Here is a 19,070-nt window from a genome sequence, read left to right as displayed (position 1 = left end):
CCTCCGAAGACCCCGCCGATCCCCACGGCTGCCACCCGGGCTGTTGCGGCTGGTTCACGCCACTCACCTACCCTGCCCCTGGATGTCATCCATCCGGGCGTAGAAATCAGCCACCGCCGCGCTGTCCGCCAGCACCGTGACCTGCGACGGGTCCGGGATCTTGGGCAGGTCGACCTCGGAGGGCGTGCCGTCGAGCCGGTAGTGGTAGTCGATCTCCAGCTCGTGCCCGTTGCCGGTGATCTTGCCCGTCATCTCGATCTCGGTGAGCTTGCCCTGCGGGTCCAGCGCGACCCGCGTCTGCAGCGTCTGCGCCTTCATCTCGGCCGTCAGCTCGGAGGCGATCGCCGCCGGGAAGGTCACCACGTCGTTGTCGATGAACGCCGTCAGCGTGACCTCCGCCATCAGCTCGACGCTGCCGTCGGGCTTGCTGTTCGCCCGCTTCGCGCCGTGGCCGTCCTCCACCGAGTCCTGCACGGCGCCCAGCATCTTGCAGACCGTCTGCGCGCCCTCCCAGAAGCACTCGTTGTACTGGCCCGACGTGTACGGCATCTGCACCCACGGCGTCGGCGCGAGGCTCGCGTACACGGGCCCCAGCAGCATGTACTCGACCGGGCTGTTGGCCGGGTGGTAGACGTCGAGGTACTCGTTCGAGTCGAGGTTGGAGTGGTTGCGGCTCAGCCGGGCGGGCGGGTGCCCCAGCTGCACGGCGCTGATCGTCGCGTTCAGGCGCCTCTCGTCGAACCGGACCACCTGGTCCAGCCGGGTCTTGCGGGTCTCGTTGGCGCTGAACTGGTCGGACAGCTTGTTGAGCGTGTCGTCGAACTTCGCGCTCACGTACGCCGCGGCGTCCTCGCCGTCCGGCACGGGCGTCCCGGCCTGTGCGCTGCCGCACCCGGCGAGCAGGCCCACCGTGGCGAGCACCGCGGTCAACCTCGGTAGTCTGGATCTCGTTCGCGCGGACACGCCGGTGGCCCCCTCCAGGCGAAAAACCGTGTTGTCGACTGCGCGTAACCCTAGTATGTAAGCCGGGACCACCCCGCTTTCAAGGTCGCCGAACCCGGCGGGTATCTTTATATGTCGTTGTGCGTGCAGCAAGCGTTCGCGCTGGGTACGCACTCGACCCCAAACGCACCGTTGACCACGAGGTAGACCCTTGCCCACGTACAGCCCTAAGCCTGGCGATGTCACCCGTGCCTGGCATGTGATCGATGCCGAGGATGTCGTGCTCGGCCGGCTCGCGACCGAGGTCGCCACGCTGCTGCGCGGCAAGCACAAGCCCACGTATGCACCTCACGTGGACACCGGTGATTTCGTCATCATCGTGAACGCCGAGAAGGTCCGTCTGACCGGTAACAAGCGCGACCAGAAGTTCGCGTACCGGCACAGCGGTTACCCGGGCGGTCTGCGCAAGCGCTCGTTCGGCGAGCTGCTCGACACGCGGCCGGACCGGCTGCTGGAGAAGGTCGTCAAGGGCATGCTGCCGAAGAACAAGCTCGGCCGCGCCCAGGCGAAGAAGCTGAAGGTCTACGCAGGCCCGCAGCACCCGCACGCTGCGCAGCAGCCGCAGCCGTTCCAGATCACCAAGATCGCGCAGGTCGCCAAGTGAGTGAGGAAGTGTCTGTGACCAGCACCGAGACCGAGGCCTCCGCGGCCACCGAGGCCCCTGAGGCCACCGAGGCGGTCGTGACCAGCGAGACGCCGGCCGCGCCGCGGCCGTCGCGCGCTGCCGGTGGCTCCGCCCAGACCGTCGGCCGCCGCAAGGAGGCCGTCGTCCGCGTGCGGCTCGTCCCCGGCACCGGCAAGTTCAAGCTCAACGGGCGCAGCCTCGAGGAGTACTTCCCGAACAAGGTGCACCAGCAGCTCATCCGTGAGCCCCTGGTGACCGTCGAGAAGCCGGACTCGTTCGACATCTTCGGCAACCTGACCGGCGGTGGCATCTCGGGCCAGGCCGGCGCGCTGCGCCTGGCGATCGCCCGCGCCCTGGTCGAGGTCGACGCCGACGACCGTCCCGCGCTGAAGAAGGCCGGGTTCCTGACCCGCGACGCGCGTGCCACCGAGCGCAAGAAGTACGGCCTCAAGAAGGCCCGCAAGGCCCCGCAGTACAGCAAGCGCTGACCCGCGCTCAGCTCGTTCGAAGGCGCCCATCCGGTTCCGGGTGGGCGCCTTCGTCGTTCCCGGCAAGGTGACACACCGGCTGGGTTCGTCACGCGCGAAAAGGGCATTCTTCCAGCGGAACGCACCCTGGCGACGACGTCACGGGGCAGCGTTACCGTCGAACCGGAGGACGCTAGGTTGTCGGGGTTGCACGGCTCGAGGAGAGGATGAGATGGCTCGCCTTTTCGGCACCGACGGGGTTCGAGGTCTGGCCAACGGGGAGCTGACGCCGGAGCTGGCGCTGTCCGTGGCGGCCAGCGCGGCCCGCGTGCTCGCCGCGCACGACCGCTCGCACCGCCCGGTGGCCGTCGTCGGGCGCGACCCGCGGGCCAGTGGTGAGATGCTGGAGGCCGCCGTGGTGGCGGGCCTCGCGTCGGCCGGTGCGGACGTCCTGCGCGTGGGCGTCCAGCCGACCCCCGCCGTCGCCTACCTGGTCGGCGCCCTCGAAGCCGACCTCGGCGTGATGATCTCCGCGTCCCACAACCCCATGCCGGACAACGGCATCAAGCTCTTCGCCTCCGGCGGGCACAAGCTGCCGGACGGCATCGAGGACGAGATCGAGGCCGGCCTGACCGGCGACGGTCCGCGCCCGACCGGCGCCGAGATCGGCCGGGTCAGCGACGTCGCCGACGCCATCGACCGCTACACCGACCACCTGCTCGCGGCCACCCCGCACCCGCTCACCGGCCTGCGGATCGTGGTCGACTGCGCCAACGGGGCGGCCTCGTTCGCCGCGCCCGAGGTCTACCGCAAGGCCGGTGCCGAGGTCATCGCCATCCACGCCGAACCGGACGGCATCAACATCAACGAGAACTGCGGCTCCACGCACCCGGAGCAGCTGCAGGCCATGGTGGTCGAGCACGGCGCCGATCTGGGCATCGCCCACGACGGTGACGCCGACCGCTGCCTGGCCGTGGACGCCTCAGGCGAGCTGGTGGACGGCGACCAGATCATGGCGATCCTGGCGCTGGCGATGGCCGAGGCCGGTGAGCTGACGCACGACACCCTCGTCGCGACGGTGATGAGCAACCTCGGTCTGCACCTGGCGATGCGCGATCACAAGGTGAACCTGCGCACGACCGCCGTCGGCGACCGGTACGTGCTCGAGGAGCTGCGTTCGGGCGGGTACGCGCTGGGCGGCGAGCAGTCCGGTCACGTGGTGTTCCCCGCGCTGGCGACCACCGGCGACGGCCTGCTGACGGCGCTGCGGGTGATGAGCCGGGTCGCCTCCACCGGCAAGCCGCTGGCCGAGCTCGCCGGGGTGATGCGCAAGCTGCCCCAGGTGCTGGTCAACGTGCGGGTCTCGGACAAGGCGACGGTGGCGAAGTCGCAGACCGTGCGGGAGGCGGTCGAGGCCGTCGAGGCCGAGCTGGGCGACGAGGGCCGCGTCCTGCTACGCCCGTCCGGCACCGAGCAGCTGGTGCGGGTGATGGTCGAGGCGCCGGCGCAGGAGATCGCGCAGGCCGCGGCCGACCGTCTCGCCGGAGTGGTCTCGTCCGTCTCCTGAACCGACTGCGAACTGTCGTACCCCCTGGGTACATTCTGTGCACGACACGGATTGAGGGGGAGTGGTCGTGGCCGGGTACGAGGTCGATCCGCAGCAGCTGAGCGCCGCCGCGGCGGCGGTCCGGGACGAGCCCGGGACGCAGCTGAAGTACACGCTGCCCAACCTGCGGGACGTGCGGATCAAGGCCGAGGACTTCGGCCGAAAGCACCACGAGTCCTTCGCCGGGTTCAAGGCGGGCGTGGAGCGGCTGGTGGCCTGTGTGGACAGCTACGTGCGCGCTTCCGGTGAGTACGCGGACAAACTGGGCGGCGCGGGCAGGTCCTACACCGCCGCCGACGACCAGTCGCAGGCCGGCGTGCGGAAAGCGGCGAACTGATGGCGGCGCGGCTGCCCACGATCCAGGAGGTCCAGCAGCTCGTCGACGACCCGAAGATCGACGACGAGACCAAACGGACCCTGCTCGTCCGGTACTTCGACGCCATCGGTGACCACGACCCGGTCGGCTACGGCTTCCGGAACGAGAACGAGAAGAAGCAGCTGCTGGAGTCCTATCAGGACCGGTTCGGCTTCACCGACCGGGACCTGACGGACGGCGCGTTCGCCTACGACGCGTACTCAGCGGCGCAGGGCAAGCACGACGCGAACATGCAGGCGGCGCGCGAGGCGCAGGCGCGGGCGGTCGACGACGGGAAGGCGCGCCTCGACTCGCTGAAGGGCACGGACACCAGCGCGGGGGCGGCGAACTCGAACGAGATCCTGGACGCGGGCGCGGCGGGGCTGGACAGTTTCCGCACCTGGCTGCCGGTGTACAGCCGGGCGCGTGCGGTGGCCGCGCCCGGGCTGCCGGACTTCCGCCTGCCGGAGCTGATCGACCGGTACGACGAGCAGCGCGACATCCCGTTCGACAAGTTCGCCGCCGGGGTGGCCGAGATCGTGCAGGTGCGGGAGTCGGTCGCCGACGCGGCGCCGTCGCAGAACTCGGCGATGCAGGCCCTGTTCGGCTCGTGGGACGGCGACGGGAAGAACGCGGCGGCGGCGTCCTGGACGAAGTTCGGGGACGGGGTCAAGACGGTCGAGCAGGCGTTGGAGCACGCGGCGGACGTGGTGAACCGCACGATCGCCGCGGTGGCCGGGTCGTGCCGGGACAAGGCTTCGTGGGTGCTGCAGTACGCGTTCCAGACGTGGCCGCAGCAGCAGGGGCTGACGGCGCAGGACACGGACCGGCTCACGCGGATCGCCGAGCTGGGGCGCAACGCCAGCGCGGACGACTTCAAGCACTTCATCCCGTTCTTGATCGGGCAGCATTCGCCGCTGGCGGGCCAGTTGCTGATGGGTTCGTCGTTCGGGATGTCCGATGAGCTGCTGGACGCGGTGCAGGCGTGGGCGAAGAGCTGGCTGGCGCAGTTCTGCGGCTGGTTCGCCGGGTTCGTCGGCGAATTCCAGTCGATGTGCGAGAACACGCGTGTCGCTGTGGCAGCTCAGTGGGCGGCGCTGAACACCGAGCTGCAGAAGGTGCCGGACAACCCGTTCGCCGCGGTCGGTGAGGCCGCAGCGGTGCCCGCGCGTACGGGGGCGGGCGGTTCGGGTCGCTCAGGCGGGGGTTCGGGCGGCGCGGCTGGCGCCGGCGGTGGTGGCTTGGCAGGCGGCGCGGCTGGTGCCGGCGGTGCTGGGTCGGCTGGCGTTGGCAGCGCCGATGGGTTGACGGGCGGCGCGGCCGCGCCGCCACCGGCCGCCGCACCGATCGTCCCCCCGGCAGTCGCCCCCGTCGCGCCGGTGCCGGACGAGCAGGACACGCTGACGGTCCAGCGGGGCGACAGCAAGCTCGAAATGTCCGAACCGGACCAGACCGGTCGGATGGCGATTAAGATCGACACCGGCGACGGCCGGCCGAAGGACTACCAGCTCACGTGGGGAACCCCCGACCCGGCCAACCCCGCTCACACCCCAGCCGCCGACGGCAAGATCCACATCGACGAGGGCCCGCTGCACATCACAGCGGAACGCCCAACCGGCGGCTCCGGCCCGACGGTGATCACCATCGACGACGGCACAGGCCCCCCGACGACCTACACCCTCGGCGAGGAGCCCGCGCCCTCGGCCGGCGCGGGAGCAGCCGCCCCCCTGGCGGAAGCCGCCCAGCGGTCGGCCACAGCCGGAGCCTTCGCCCCCGGCTCCCTCTCGGACGCCGCCGAGCGGTCGGGTACAGCTGGAGCCTTCGGCACCGGCTCCCTCCCGGAGGCCGCCGAGCGGTCGGCGACAGCTGGAGCCTTCGGCACCGCCTCCTTCCCGGACGCCGCCGAGCGGTTGGGCACAGCCGGAGCCTTCGCCCCCGAGCAGGCGGCTGAGCAAGCCTCCACCACCGGTGCCGAGCACTCAGCCGCCCCCAGCGGCGCGGCAGTTCACGGCTTCGCCCCCGACGCCGAGCAGACGGCCGCCTCCGGCGGCGTGGCCGCCCCTGACCCTGGGCTGGCGGCAGCCTCGGGCGGCCTGGCCGGGCATTCCGCCACCCCCGCCACCGGGGATGCGGCTGCTGTCGGCAGCGTGGCTTGGCAGGATGCCGCACAGGCCGCTCCCGGCGGGGCCTTCACCTCCGACGCCGCGCACGCGGCCGCCTCCGCTGGTCGGGTCGCCCCCGACCCTGGGCTGGCGGCCACCGGCGGCGCGGCCACGCAGGACGTTGCCGCTGGCGCCGAGCCGGCGGCTGCTGCGGCCGGGCAGGGACTCGCATCCGACTCCGCGCAGCCGGCGTCATCCGGAGGCGCGAGTGCCGCTCAGACCGCCCCCGGCGTCGCCGGTGCTGGTGCGCCCGGCTTCCCCGGTGCCGGTCACGCGGCTGCCACCGATCAAACAGCCTCCGGCTTCGCCGATGGTGGTGCTCCCGGCTTCGGCGTTCAGGACCAGACCTCCCCGGCGAGTGCACTCGGCGGGGTCGCGGACGGGCTCGGCACCCAGGTCAGCGGCTCCCTCGGGGATCCCGGCTCGCTCAGTCACTCGTCGGCGCCCGCCGCCTCCGGGGCGACCCTCGGCACGGCGCCGGGGCTGGATCCGGTCGGCGCCGCCGTCGATCCGGGCGGGATGGGCATGCTCGGCGGCATGCCACCGGCAGCGGGGCAGCAGGGCGGTGACGACCCAGAACGGACTTCGCGCGCCTACCGCGTCGACGGTGACATCTTCGACAGCCCTGGCTCGGGCGGCCGCATCAGCGGTTCGCTGGACGACGAGGAGACCCGCAGGTGAGCGAGTTCCAGACGCGACTCGACGCGATCGCCGCCGAGCGCGTGGCCCGCCACGAGCTGATCAGCCGCCGGGTCGACACGAGCCTCGCGGAGAGCCAGTCCCGCACCGACGACCTCACGAGGGAAACCGCCGCGACCGTGCAGCGCCTCGCCGAGCAGGCCGCCCGCGCGCGGACCGCCGCCGGCTGGGAGCGGCCCGAGAAGCCCGACCCCAACGCCTCGCTCGGGCTGGACTTCGAGGACCCCGAGATGGCGACCGAACCCACCAACCGCCACGCCCCACCGCCGGAAGCCGCGACCCGCCGAGGCCGCCACGCCCGCCCCGACGACCCCGAGGACGACTACTCGAACAAGGACTGGCTGGGCTGAAGCAGCCACCCCGCGAACTCCAGGCGCGCTGCCAGGGCCTGCGCGACCACGGCGCGGGGGGTCGCGCCCCGGGGGCGGGGTGGGTGAGGGGCGCCGCGGGGTGTGGCCGTGGGTGTGCTGGTGGGGCGTGCGCGACCACAGTGCGGGCTATCGCGACCCCTGGGTGGGGTGGGTGAGGGGCGCGGCGGGTGTGCCTGTGGGTGTGGGGCGTGCGTGACCACGGCGCGGGGGATCGTGACCCCGGGGCGGGGGTGGGTGAGGGGCGCCGCGGGGTGTGGCCGTGGGTGTGCTGGTGGGGCGTGCGCGACCACAGTGCGGGCTATCGCGACCCCTGGGCGGGGTGAGTGAAGTCGCGGCGGGGTGTGGCCGTGCGTGTGCTGGTAGGGCGGCGCGACTACAGCGGCGGGCGATCGCGCCCCGGGGGCGAGGTGGGTGAAGGTCGCGGCGGGGTGTGGCCGTGGGCGTGCTGGTAAGGCGTGCGTGACCATGGCGCGGGGATCGTGACCCCGGGGGCGGGGTGGATGAGGGGCGCGGCGGGGGTGTGGCCGTGGGTGCTGGTGGGGCGGGCGCGACCGATCGCGACCCGAGGGAGAGGTGGCTGAAGGTCGCAGCCGGGTAGCCGCTGTCGTGTGGGCGGCTGGCGGATCGGCGGCGGGCGCGAACGCTGGCTCACGCGCCGCGGGGCGGGGCGGCCGGCTCGCCTGCCGGGGTGGTGGCGGCGTCGGGGCCCGGAGTCGGGATGCGGGGCTGGCTCGCCTCCGCCGTCGGGCGGGGCGGTCGGGGCTCGCCGGCGGGGGCCGCCGTGCTGCGGTACCTGCTGGACCAGCCGCCCGCCGGGATCGGCTGCGCTGCCGGGGCCGGCCGCCCTGCCGGGATGGGCCGCCCTGCCGGGACGCCCCGCCGGGGCCGGCCGCCCTGCCGGGACCAGCAGCCCGCCGGGACCGGCGCGGCCCGCCGGCAAACCCGCCTAAGCAGCTGCCGGCAACGCCTCGCGCTCGAAGTCGATCGCCGCGCGCTTCGCGTCCGCCTCCAGGACCCCGCGGTACTTGTCCGTCCCCGTCAGGTGCGTCAGGAAGAACGCCGTGAACAGGGCCCTCACCAGCATCTGCGTCCGGTGGTTCGGCTTTCCGTGCAGCAAGCGCTGGCTCCAGTGGCCGCCCTCGGTCAGCGCGAGGTGAGTCGACTTGTCGACCTTTCGGTACTGGACCGGCCCGCCCCAGGCCTTCGCTATCGCCTCCGCGTTGCCGCCCGCCGGGGCCACCAGGTCGCCGTCCGCGGCCAGGTGCAGGCCCGGTGCCGTCACGCGCACCGCGGCCGCGCTCGCGGACGGCAGCGTCTGCGCCGCGGCGAACGTCGCCACCCCGCGCACCTCACCGGGACCCGCAGCAGCCAGCACCGCCGACCCGCCACCCGTCGAGTGCCCCGCCAGCCCCAGCCGGCCCGGGTCCACGCTGATCGCGTCCGGGCCGAGCCGCACGCCGGTCACCACGTCGAGCGTCGCGCGCAGGTCGGCGGCCAGCAGGCGGTGCGACGGCAGCGGACCCAGCTGCGTCGCGGGCGCCGCGGCCACGATGCCCCAGCTCGCCAGGTGACTCAACAACCCGCGGTAGCGCCCGGGCGGCTGCAGCCACCCGTGGCCGAACGCGACGGCCGGCAGCCCGAGGCCGCTTCGTGGGGTGAAGACCACACCGGGCAATCCGGCGAGCGCGAGGTTGCCCCGCAGCACCTCGTGCGGTCCCGCGTGCGACAGCTCTTCGAGCAGCTCCTTGGGCTTGCTGACCATGGTCGAGAGCTTAGGGCAGCCCGCCCCGGCACGGCCGCGCAACATCCATCGGAAGCGCGGTTTCACCGAGGTGGAGATGAGCCGGGGGAGCGCACACCGCATCCCTCGTTAGGCTGGTGGGGTGTGCGGAATCGTGGGATATGTCGGTCACCGGCAGGCGCTGGACGTCGTGCTCGGCGGGCTGCGCCGGATGGAGTACCGAGGCTATGACTCGGCCGGGGTGGCCGTGCTGGACGGCGCCGGCGAGCTGACCGTCGAACGCAAGGCGGGCCGACTGGCCAACCTGGAGGGCGCGCTCGCCGAACACGGCCTGGACCGGTTCGCCGGCACCGCGGGCATGGGCCACACCCGCTGGGCCACCCACGGCGCCCCCATCGACCGCAACTCGCACCCGCACCGGGACGCCTCGCAGCGCGTCGCCGTCGTGCACAACGGCATCATCGAGAACTTCGCCGCCCTGCGCGCGGAGCTGGAGGCCGACGGTGTCGAGATGACCAGCGACACCGACACCGAGACCGCCGCCCACCTGGTGGCCCGCGCCTACGCCGACGGCCCCACCGCCGGTGACCTGCCGGCCAGCGTCCGGGCCGTGTGCCGCCGCCTCGAAGGTGCGTTCACCCTGGTCGTCACCCACGCCGACCAGCCGGACATGATCGTCGCCGCGCGGCGGTCGTCCCCGCTCGTCGTGGGGGTCGGCGAGGGCGAGCACTTCGTCGCCTCCGACGTGTCGGCCTTCATCGAGCACACCCGCGAGGCCGTCGAGCTGGGGCAGGACCAGGTCGTGGTCATCACCCGCGAGGGCTACGACATCTCCGACTTCGCCGGCGAGCCCGCGCAGGGCAAGCCGTTCACGGTCAACTGGGACCTCTCCGCCGCCGAGAAGGGCGGCCACGAGTACTTCATGCTCAAGGAGATCGAGGAGCAGCCGGAGGCGCTGGCGAACACGCTGCGCGGGCACTTCGACCGCGGCCGCATCGTCCTCGACGAGCAGCGCCTGTCCGACCAGGACCTGCGCGAGGTCGACAAGGTGTTCGTGGTGGCCTGCGGTTCGGCCTACCACTCCGGCCTGGTCGCCAAGTACGCGATCGAGCACTGGTGCCGCCTGCCGGTCGAGGTCGAGCTGGCCAGCGAGTTCCGCTACCGCGACCCGGTGCTGGACCGGGACACCCTGGTCGTCGCGGTGTCGCAGTCCGGGGAGACCGCCGACACGCTCGAGGCGATCCGCCACGCCCGCGACCAGAAGGCCCGCGTGCTGGCCGTCTGCAACACCAACGGCGCGCAGATCCCGCGCGAGTCCGACGCCGTGCTCTACACGCACGCCGGGCCCGAGGTCGGGGTCGCGGCGACGAAGACGTTCCTGTCGCAGATCGCGGCGAACTACCTCGTCGGCCTCGCGCTCGCGCAGGCCCGCGGCACCAAGTACCCGGACGAGGTCGCGCGCGAGTTCGCCGAGCTGGAGGCCATGCCGGCCGCCGTGCACAAGGTGCTGTCCACTGTGGACCAGGTGCGCGCGCTCAGCCGCGGCATCGCCGACTCGAAGGCCGTGCTGTTCCTGGGCAGGCACGTCGGCTACCCGGTCGCGCTGGAGGGTGCGCTCAAGCTCAAGGAGCTGGCGTACATGCACGCCGAGGCCTTCGCCGCCGGCGAGCTGAAGCACGGCCCGATCGCGCTGATCGAGGAGGGCCTGCCGGTCGTCGTCGTGATGCCCTCGCCGAAGGGCCGCGCGGTGCTGCACGCCAAGCTGGTGTCCAACATCAGCGAGATCCAGGCCCGCGGCGCGCGCACGATCGTGATCGCCGAGGAGGGCGACGACACCGTGCGCCCGTTCGCCGACGAGTTGATCGAGGTACCGGCGGTGCCGACGCTGCTCCAGCCGCTGGTGTCGACGGTGCCGCTGCAGGTGCTCTCGGCCGAGATCGCCCGCTCGCGTGGATACGACGTGGACAAGCCGCGCAACCTGGCGAAGTCGGTGACCGTGGAGTAGACAGGGCCAGCCGCTTCCCCTCCGCCACCCTCAACGGAGGCGCTCCGCGCCGCTAGCCTCGACTGATGCGAGGCATTTGGACCACCGAACGAATTCGCGCGGCCGAAGAGCGGCTGCTGGCCGTCACGCCGGAAGGCGCGTTGATGCACAAGGCCGCGTTCGCGGTCGCCGTGCACGCGGCCGAGATGCTGGCCGAGCACACCGGGCGGGTGTCCGGACGCCGGGTCGCGCTGCTCGTCGGCGCGGGCAACAACGGCGGTGACGCGCTGTGGGCGGGTGCGTTCCTGCGGCGCCGCAATGTGAGCGTCACCGCGATCCTGCTCAAGCCCGAGAAGGCGCACGCCGCCGGGCTGGCCGCGCTGCGGCGGGCGAAGGGCCGCGTGGTCTCCGCCGAGGACGGCCCGGCCGTGCTCCAAACCGCGGACCTGGTGATCGACGGCATCGTCGGCCTGTCAGCGCACGGCGGCCTCCGCCCGGACGCGGCGGCGCTGGTCGAGCACGTCCACGCGCCGGTGCTGGCGGTCGACCTGCCCAGTGGCGTCGAGCCGGACACCGGGGCGGTGCCGGGCGCGGCGGTCACGGCCACGCGGACGGTGACCTTCGGCGCACGCAAACCGGTGCACGTCCTCAACCCGGCGCGCTGCGGCCGGGTCGAGCTGGTCGACATCGGACTCGACCTGGACGACCCGGACCTGCGGCAGCTGGACGCCGCCGACGTGGGCCGCGCGTGGCCGGTGCCGGGGCCGGAGGACAACAAGTACAGCCAGGGCGTGACGGGCATCGCGGCCGGCTCGGCGACCTACCCCGGCGCGGCGGTGCTCGCCACCGGTTCCGCGGTGCTCGCGACCTCCGGCATGGTGCGCTACGCCGGCCCGGCGGCCGATGTCGTGCGCTCGCGGTGGCCGGAGGTCGTGGCGACCGGTTCGGTGACCGACGCCGGGCGCGTGCAGGCCTGGGTGGTCGGGCCGGGGATCGGCACCGGGAGTGAGGGCCGCGAGGTGCTCACCCACGTGCTGGGCGCCGGGGTCCCGGTGTGTGCGGACGCCGACGCGACCACGCTGATGGCCCACCGCCCGGACGTGCTGGACGCCCGCGACCCGGGCACGCCGCTGGTGCTGACCCCGCACGCGGGCGAGTTCGAACGCCTGATGGGCCGGCCGCCGGGCGAGGACCGGGTCGCGTCGGTGCGGGAGGCCGCGGCCAAGTACGACGCGGTCGTGCTGCTCAAGGGCAACGTCACGATCGTCGCCGACCCGGACGGCCGCCTGCTGGTCAACGTCGCCCGCGGCTCGTGGCTGGCGACGGCCGGTTCGGGCGACGTGCTGTCCGGCTTGATCGGCTCGCTCCTGGCGAGCGGGCTGGACCCGTGGCTGGCCGCCGGATGCGCGGCGTACGTGCACTCGCTGGCCGGGGACCTCGCGGCGCGCGGGGTGCCGGTGTCGGCGTCGGGCATCCTCGCCGCGATCCCGCAGGCGGTACGGACGCTCCGCGTGGGGCTCTTTGAGTAAAACTTATCGAGTTATGTGTTAACAAGCCGGTCTTCCTCTGGTAAATAAGTGGGCGTCCCCACCAACTACGGAGGAACCCAATGACGGGAGCGCCCCCCAGGGGCGTCGCGCGGCGGTCGGTGCTCAGAGGAGCGCTGGCGGGCGGCGCGGCCCTCGCCACCGGCGGCCTGCTCGGCGCCTGCGGAGCCCGCCAGGACGCGCCACGGATCGCCACCGACGACCGCTGGCGCCAGTTCGCCGGCGCCACCATCAACCTCATCTCGGAGAACACCGCGCCCACCGCGGCCATCGCGGCGAACCTCAAGCCGTTCACCGACCTGACCGGCATCAACGTCAACATCGTCACGCTGGAGCTGTCCGCCCTGGTCCAGAAGGTCGCCCTCGACCTGGCCGGCGGCGAATCGCAGTACCACGTGATCTACGCCGACCCCTACCAGGTGCTCGCGCCCTACTCGAAGGGCCTGGTCGACCTGCGGGAGCTCGCCGCGCAGCCCGGTCTGCCCGAGTTCACCGGCTGGGACGACTTCATCCCGACCCAGCTCGACGCCGCCGGCCGGTTCGGCGACCGGGACAAGATCTTCGCCGTCCCCTACGACTGCCCGACGATGATCTGGCAGTACCGCGCCGACCTGTTCGACAAGTACGGCGCGCGGATGGCCGACGACCTCGGCTTCGACCCGACCCCCGGCCTCGACCGGACCTGGGACGAGTACCTGCGGATCGCCAAGTGGTTCACCGACAACGCCGACGAGGTCGCCTACGGCACCGGTCACCAGGCCAAGCAGCACGACTCGCTGATGTGCGACTTCTCCAACGTGCTGTGGTCCTACGGCGGCGACTACTTCGACCACGGCACCGAGATCGGCCTGTACGGCGCCACCGACCCCGGCCCCTGCCGCCTCGGCAGCGACGCCGCGATCGCCGCCGCCGAGTTCTACCAGCGGCTCCTGTCGATCGCCGACCCGTCGTCGAAGACCTGGGACTGGAACGGCCTGGCCCCGGCGCTCAGCTCGGGCCGCATCGCGATGTGCGTCAACTGGCACGAGTACGCCGCCGCCAACGAGAAGGCCATGCCGGGCCGCTTCGGCTACGCGCCGCTGCCGCGCGGGCCGGTCCGCTCCGCCAACCACTACGGCGGCTGCGGCATCGGCATCAACGGCAACACCCAGCCCAACGAGCGCATGGCCGCGTGGCTGTTCGTGCTGTGGGCGACCTCGACGCAGACCCAGCTGGCCAACCTGAAGAGCGAAGCCGGCGGTGGCACCCCGACCCGCCAGTCCGTCTACGACCTGCCCGAGGTGAAGGCCGCCGAGCACCGGCCGTCCGCGATGCCGAACATCCTCGCCGCGCCCGCCGTGGCGACCGCGTGGCAGCCGGAGAACATCGGGCTGCGGCCGAAGATCCCGATGTGGAACGAGTGCGACACCGCCGTCTACACGCAACTGTCCAAAATGCTCGCCGGTGACACCTCGCCCGCCGAGACGATGCGCGACGCGGCGACGAAGATCGACCGGATCACGGCACGGGGGTGGGCGGCCTGATGACCACGACACTCGACGCTCCCACCACGACGCCCGTCCGGAACGCCAAGCCGCGCAAGCGGATCGGCTTCCACGGCCTCATGATGACGCCGGGCATGATCCTGCTCGCGCTGCTGTCGGTCATCCCGCTGGTCACGATCATCGCGATGAGCTTCTCGCGGGTGCACCTGCTCGGCGGGGTGGTGTTCGACAACGTCGGCCTCACCTACTGGGCGCGGCTGTTCTCCGATCTCGACCTGTGGACGCAGTGGCTGCGCACCATCGCGTTCTTCGTGCTGACCGTCGGCCTGGAGATGCTGTTGGGCCTGGCGTTCGCGCTGTGCCTGTGGAAGCTGATGCGCGCCCGCAACCTGCTGCTGACGCTGTTCCTGCTGCCGATGTTCGTCGCGCCGGTGATCGTCGGCCTGCTCGGCCGGTTCCTCACCGACTCCACGTTCGGCCTCTACACCTGGCTGCTCGGCCTGGTCGGCTACCACGGCGACATCCTCGGCAGCGGCACGTCCGCGTTCGCCGCGGTGGTCGCGATGGACGTCTGGGAGTGGACGCCGCTGATCACGCTGGTCGTGCTCGCCGGGCTGACCTCGGTGCCGCAGAGCATCCGCGAAGCGGCCGCGCTGGACGGCGCGAACGGCTGGCAGAGCTTCCGGCACGTCCTGCTGCCCTCGATCTCCGGCGTGCTGATGGTGGCGTTGCTGATCCGCTCGATGGACGCCATCCGCTACTTCGACATCATCAACGTCACCACCAACGGCGGCCCCGCAGACGCGACCAAGACTGTGCCGATCCGGCTCTACGAAACGGCTTTCCGCTTCTTCGACCTCGGCTACGCCGCGGTGATCGGGATCGTCATGCTGGTCGTGACGATCCTCATCGCGCGGGCGTTCGTCCGGGTACTGGACAGGAAGGGGCTGACCCGATGACGACGAGCGCCATCGACCGCACCCCGCTGCGTGCCCGGCTGGGCGTCCGCGTGGTGGTGATCATCGGTCTGCTGTGGACATTGGTGCCGCTGGTGTGGATGGTCGCGTCCTCGTTCAAGTCCGATGTGGACGTCACGGCGGCGGAGCCGGAGTTCCTGTTCCAGCCCACGCTGGAGAACTACCGCAGCCTGTTCACCGGCGCCAACAACCTCGGCCCCTACATCTGGCACAGCGTGCTCGCCTCCGGCATCTCCTCGGTGCTCGCGGTCGCGATCGGCGCGCTGGCCGGCTACGGGCTCGCCGGCACCCGGATGCGGGCCAAGAAGCACGTCGCGTTCTGGATCATCTCGACCCGGATGGCGCCGATCGCGGTCGTGGTGCTGCCGCTGTTCCTGCTGTTCCGCGGCGCGAACCTGATCGACAGCATCCCCGGGCTGATCCTGGCGTACCTGACGTTCAACCTGCCGTTCGCGATCTGGCTGATGAGCGCGTTCTTCGCCGAGGTGCCGCCCTCGGTGGAGGAGTCCGCGCTGGTCGCGGGCTGCACGCGGTGGCAGGCGTTCTGGTACGTCGTGCTGCCGCTGACCAAGTCGGGCCTGGTGACCACCTTCGTGCTGTGCCTGGTGTTCTCCTGGAACGACTACGCGTTCGCGCTGGTGTTCGGCGGTCCGCACTCGCAGACCCTGCCGATCGCCGCCGACCAGCTCGTGACGCAGACGGGAATCGACTGGGGCCAGCTCACGGCCATCGGCACTATTGTGGTGTTGCCGATGATCGTGGCCGGTCTCGCCGTGCGCCGGTGGCTGGTCACCGGCCTGACGCTGGGAGCCGTGACAGGTGAGTGATGTGCCCGCGACGATGAAGGTCGCCGTGCTGTACGGGATCCACGACATCCGGATCGAGGAGCGGCCGGTGCCGCGGCCGGCGCCGGACGAGGTGCTGATCCGGGTCGCCTCCGTCGGCACCTGCGGTTCCGACGTGCACTACTACGAGCACGGCCGCATCGGGGACTTCGTCGTCGAGCAGCCGCTGGTCCTCGGGCACGAGCCCAGCGGCGTGGTGGTGGCCCGCGGCAGCGACGCGCGGCGGCACGAGATCGGCGCCCGCGTCGCCCTCGAACCGGGTGTGCCGTGCTCGGTGTGCGGCGAGTGCAAGGCCGGCCGCTACAACCTGTGCCCGCGCATGCGGTTCTTCGGCACCCCGCCGATCGACGGCGCGTTCTGCGGGTACGTCGTGCTGCGCGAGGACTTCGCGCACCCGGTGCCGGACGCGCTCAGCGACGACGCGGCCGGCCTGCTCGAACCGCTGTCGGTCGGCGTGTGGGCGAGCCGCAAGTCCCGCATCGCGCCGGGCAGCCGCGTGCTGATCACCGGCGCCGGGCCGATCGGCCTGGTCGCGACCCAGACCGCGCGGGCGTTCGGCGCGAGCGAGGTCGTCGTCACCGACGTCAACCCGCGCCGCTTGGAGGTGGCCGAGGAGCTGGGCGCCACCGGCACGATCGACGTGTCCCGGGAGAATCTGGCCGACGCCGGGTTCACGCCGGACGTGCTGCTCGAGTGCTCGGGCGTGCCGGCCGCGGCGGGGCAGGCCATCCGCACGGTGGCGCGCGCAGGCCGGGTCGTGCTGATCGGCATGGGCGGCGACGAGATCCCGCTGCCGCTGGCGCACGTGCAGAACTTCGAGCTGGAGGTCACCGGCACCTTCCGCTACGCCAACACCTGGCCGACCGCGATCGCGCTGGCCGCGAGCGGCGAGGTCGACCTGGACCGCCTGGTCACCCACCGGTTCGGCCTGGACGAGGTCGAGCAGGCCCTGACCATCGCCGGGAAGGACGACTCGGTCATCAAGGCGGTGGTGCGTGCCTAGGCCGTCCGACGCCGAGGTCGAGCAGCGCCGCCAGGAGGTCCTGCGGCACGTGATCGACTGCGGTGAGGTGCGCATCGACCAGCTGACCGAGCAGTTCGGGGTCAGCCTGATGACGATGCACCGCGACCTCGACGACCTCGCCGAGCGGCGGCTGCTGCGCAAGCTGCGCGGCAAGGTCGCGGCGTACCCGGCGCTGACCATGGAGACGGCGAAGCGCTTCCGGGAGAACCTCAACCTGCCGGTGAAGGAAGCGTTGTCGGCGCTGGCGTTCGAGCAGGTCAGCGCGGGGCAGACGGTGTTCGTCGACGACTCGACGACCCTGTTCCCGCTGGTCCGCCGGTTCCCGGAGCTGGGACGGCTGGTGGTGATCACCAACTCGCTGGAGGAGGCCCGGATCCTCGGCGAGGCCGAGGGCGTCGAGGTGCTGCTGCTCGGCGGCCGCTACACCGAGTTCGACTCGTGCAGCGGCCCGGACACGGTCGCCGCGCTCGGCCGGATGCGGGCCGACGTCGGGTTCGTCTCCGCGACCGCGGTGGCCGGCGGGCGGCTCTACCACCCGGTGCGCGACTACGCGGACCTCAAGACGGCCGCGCTGGCCGCGTCGAACCGGAACGTGCTGGTGGTCGACCATTCGAAGTTCGGCCGCACCGCGACCTACGACTACGGTGACGTCGGCGCCTACGACGTGGTGATCACCGACGACGAGACGCCCGCCGAGGAGATCGCCGCGATGCGGGCGCTCGGCGTGGAAGTGCTGGTGGCGCAACTCCGGGAGGAAGCATGACGGACAAGCTGGTGGCCGGGGTCGACTCCTCCACGCAGTCCACGAAGATCGTCGTCTGCGACGCCGAGACCGGCGCCGTGGTGCGCACCGGCCGCGCCGCGCACCCGGACGCGACCGAGGTGGACCCGCGCGAGTGGTGGCGGGCCTTCACCGAGGCGAGCGACGGGTTGCTGGACGGCGTGCGGGCGCTGGGCGTCGGCGGTCAGCAGCACGGCATGGTGACCCTCGACGAGGACGGCGAGGTCGTGCGGCCGGCGCTGTTGTGGAACGACACGCGGTCCGGCCAGGCGGCCGAGGACCTGGTGCGCGAGCTGGGCGGCCCGGCGGCGTGGACGGAGGCGGTCGGCTCGGTGCCGGTCGCCAGCTTCACGGTGACCAAGCTGCGGTGGCTGGCCGAGCACGAGCCCGAGCTGGCCGACCGCGTGGCGCGGGTGGTGCTGCCGCACGACTGGCTGACCTGGCGGCTGACCGGGGGCGAGCCGGTGACCGACCGCGGTGACGCGTCCGGCACGGGGTACTTCTCGCCGGCGGACGGTGTGTACCGGCGGGACATCCTCAAGCACGCGTTCGGCGGCCGGGACCCGGAGCTGCCGCGGGTGCTGGGCCCGGCGGAGGCGGCCGGGCGGACGCCGGACGGGGTGCTGGTGTCGGCCGGCACGGGCGACAACATGGCCGCGGCGCTGGCGCTGGGCCTCGGCGAGGGCGACGTCGTGGTGTCGCTGGGCACGAGCGGGACGGTGTTCGGCGTGTCCGAGACGGCGGCCGCGGACGCCACCGGCCTGGTCGCCGGGTTCGCCGACGCGACCGGGCGGTTCCTGCCGTTGGCGTGCACGCTCAACGCGGCACGCGTGCTGACCGCGACGGCCGGGATGCTGGGCACCGACCTGGCCGGGCTCGACCGGCTGGCGTTGTCGGCCCCGCCGGGTGCGGAGGGGCTGACCCTGTTGCCGTACCTGGACGGCGAGCGCACCCCGAACCTGCCCACGGCGGCCGGTTCGCTGCACGGGCTGCGCCGGGGCAACATGACGCCGGAAAACGTGGCGCGGGCCGCGGTCGAGGGCATGCTGTGCGGGCTCTCGGCGGGGCTGGACGCGGTGGCGGCGCAGGGCCTGTCCGCGCGGCGGGTGCTGCTGATCGGCGGCGCGGCCCAGTCCGAGGCGGTGCGGGCGATCGCGCCGGTCGTGTTCGGGGTGCCGGTGGTGGTGCCGGAGCCGGCGGAGCACGTCGCCCTGGGCGCGGCGCGCCAGGCGGCGTGGGCACTCGCCGGTGGCGCCGAGCCGCCGGCCTGGGAGGCGAAGGCGCAGGTGACGCTCGAGCAGCCGTCCTCGCCCGAGGCCGGGGACGAGATCCGGGGACGCCACCTCGCGGTGCGGCAGCTGGTGCACAACGTGCCGATGCAGGGGGCGTGAGGGGGCGCG

16 protein-coding genes are annotated in these 19,070 nt (G+C 72.5%); 14 read left to right on the top strand and 2 right to left on the bottom strand.

The genetic code is table 11. The features are described from left to right. Positions 1 to 63: 63 nt before the first annotated feature. Positions 64 to 921, bottom strand: coding sequence for a hypothetical protein (locus IE290_RS15325; RefSeq protein ID WP_191245749.1), 858 nt, complete (start codon positions 919 to 921; stop codon positions 64 to 66). A 232-nt stretch (positions 922 to 1,153) separates the two neighbouring features. Here IE290_RS15325 and rplM point away from each other — a divergent pair, with 232 nt between their 5' ends. From rplM to IE290_RS15295, 6 genes are all read left to right on the top strand, one after another. Beyond that, a complete protein-coding gene (gene rplM / locus IE290_RS15320) occupies positions 1,154 to 1,606 on the top strand; it encodes a 50S ribosomal protein L13 (RefSeq protein ID WP_017986650.1) in 453 nt (150 codons plus the stop codon). A 14-nt stretch (positions 1,607 to 1,620) separates the two neighbouring features. Then, entirely contained in the window at positions 1,621 to 2,115 is a 495-nt protein-coding gene (gene rpsI / locus IE290_RS15315; RefSeq protein ID WP_191245278.1) for a 30S ribosomal protein S9, read from the top strand. A gap of 211 nt (positions 2,116 to 2,326) precedes the next feature. Then, entirely contained in the window at positions 2,327 to 3,661 is a 1,335-nt protein-coding gene (gene glmM / locus IE290_RS15310) for a phosphoglucosamine mutase (protein WP_191245277.1), read from the top strand. A 67-nt stretch (positions 3,662 to 3,728) separates the two neighbouring features. After that, the gene (locus IE290_RS15305) at positions 3,729 to 4,037 is read left to right on the top strand and encodes a hypothetical protein (RefSeq protein ID WP_229874515.1); all 309 of its coding nucleotides are present in this window, start codon (positions 3,729 to 3,731) and stop codon (positions 4,035 to 4,037) included. After that, entirely contained in the window at positions 4,037 to 6,898 is a 2,862-nt protein-coding gene (locus IE290_RS38235) for a hypothetical protein (RefSeq protein WP_191245275.1), read from the top strand. The genes IE290_RS15305 and IE290_RS38235 overlap by 1 nt, the downstream gene beginning before the upstream one ends. Then, positions 6,895 to 7,266: a hypothetical protein gene (locus IE290_RS15295; protein ID WP_191245274.1), complete on the top strand. Its 372-nt coding sequence runs from the start codon at positions 6,895 to 6,897 to the stop codon at positions 7,264 to 7,266. Before IE290_RS38235 ends, IE290_RS15295 begins: the two co-directional genes overlap by 4 nt. Before the next feature lie 967 nt (positions 7,267 to 8,233). On the opposite strand, the gene IE290_RS15290 is transcribed toward IE290_RS15295, so the two are convergent. Continuing rightward, the gene (locus IE290_RS15290) at positions 8,234 to 9,049 is read right to left on the bottom strand and encodes a dienelactone hydrolase family protein (protein ID WP_191245273.1); all 816 of its coding nucleotides are present in this window, start codon (positions 9,047 to 9,049) and stop codon (positions 8,234 to 8,236) included. Between the two features lie 121 nt (positions 9,050 to 9,170). Here IE290_RS15290 and glmS point away from each other — a divergent pair, with 121 nt between their 5' ends. From glmS to xylB, 8 genes are all read left to right on the top strand, one after another. After that, positions 9,171 to 11,033: a glutamine--fructose-6-phosphate transaminase (isomerizing) gene (gene glmS, locus IE290_RS15285; RefSeq protein WP_191245272.1), complete on the top strand. Its 1,863-nt coding sequence runs from the start codon at positions 9,171 to 9,173 to the stop codon at positions 11,031 to 11,033. Positions 11,034 to 11,098: 65 nt separating this feature from the next. After that, positions 11,099 to 12,541 (top strand): NAD(P)H-hydrate dehydratase, encoded by a 1,443-nt coding sequence (locus IE290_RS15280; RefSeq protein ID WP_191245271.1) that lies wholly within the window; start codon positions 11,099 to 11,101, stop codon positions 12,539 to 12,541. A gap of 80 nt (positions 12,542 to 12,621) precedes the next feature. Continuing rightward, positions 12,622 to 14,082: an extracellular solute-binding protein gene (locus IE290_RS15275; protein ID WP_191245270.1), complete on the top strand. Its 1,461-nt coding sequence runs from the start codon at positions 12,622 to 12,624 to the stop codon at positions 14,080 to 14,082. Continuing rightward, a complete protein-coding gene (locus tag IE290_RS15270; protein ID WP_229874514.1) occupies positions 14,082 to 15,002 on the top strand; it encodes a carbohydrate ABC transporter permease in 921 nt (306 codons plus the stop codon). The genes IE290_RS15275 and IE290_RS15270 overlap by 1 nt, the downstream gene beginning before the upstream one ends. Then, entirely contained in the window at positions 14,999 to 15,847 is an 849-nt protein-coding gene (locus IE290_RS15265) for a carbohydrate ABC transporter permease (protein ID WP_191245268.1), read from the top strand. The genes IE290_RS15270 and IE290_RS15265 overlap by 4 nt, the downstream gene beginning before the upstream one ends. 1 nt (position 15,848) lies before the next feature. After that, the gene (locus tag IE290_RS15260) at positions 15,849 to 16,868 is read left to right on the top strand and encodes an NAD(P)-dependent alcohol dehydrogenase (protein WP_229874563.1); all 1,020 of its coding nucleotides are present in this window, start codon (positions 15,849 to 15,851) and stop codon (positions 16,866 to 16,868) included. Then, a complete protein-coding gene (locus IE290_RS15255) occupies positions 16,861 to 17,652 on the top strand; it encodes a DeoR/GlpR family DNA-binding transcription regulator (RefSeq protein WP_191245267.1) in 792 nt (263 codons plus the stop codon). Before IE290_RS15260 ends, IE290_RS15255 begins: the two co-directional genes overlap by 8 nt. Further along, the gene (gene xylB / locus IE290_RS15250; protein ID WP_191245266.1) at positions 17,649 to 19,061 is read left to right on the top strand and encodes a xylulokinase; all 1,413 of its coding nucleotides are present in this window, start codon (positions 17,649 to 17,651) and stop codon (positions 19,059 to 19,061) included. Before IE290_RS15255 ends, xylB begins: the two co-directional genes overlap by 4 nt. The last annotated feature ends 9 nt before the right edge of the window (positions 19,062 to 19,070 follow it).

Source organism: Amycolatopsis deserti (assembly GCF_014653945.1).
Taxonomy (GTDB): Bacteria; Actinomycetota; Actinomycetes; order Mycobacteriales; family Pseudonocardiaceae; genus Amycolatopsis_E; species Amycolatopsis_E deserti.
The sequence above is the reverse complement of the archived record's forward strand: the minus strand, read 5'-3'. Positions and strand labels throughout refer to the sequence as shown.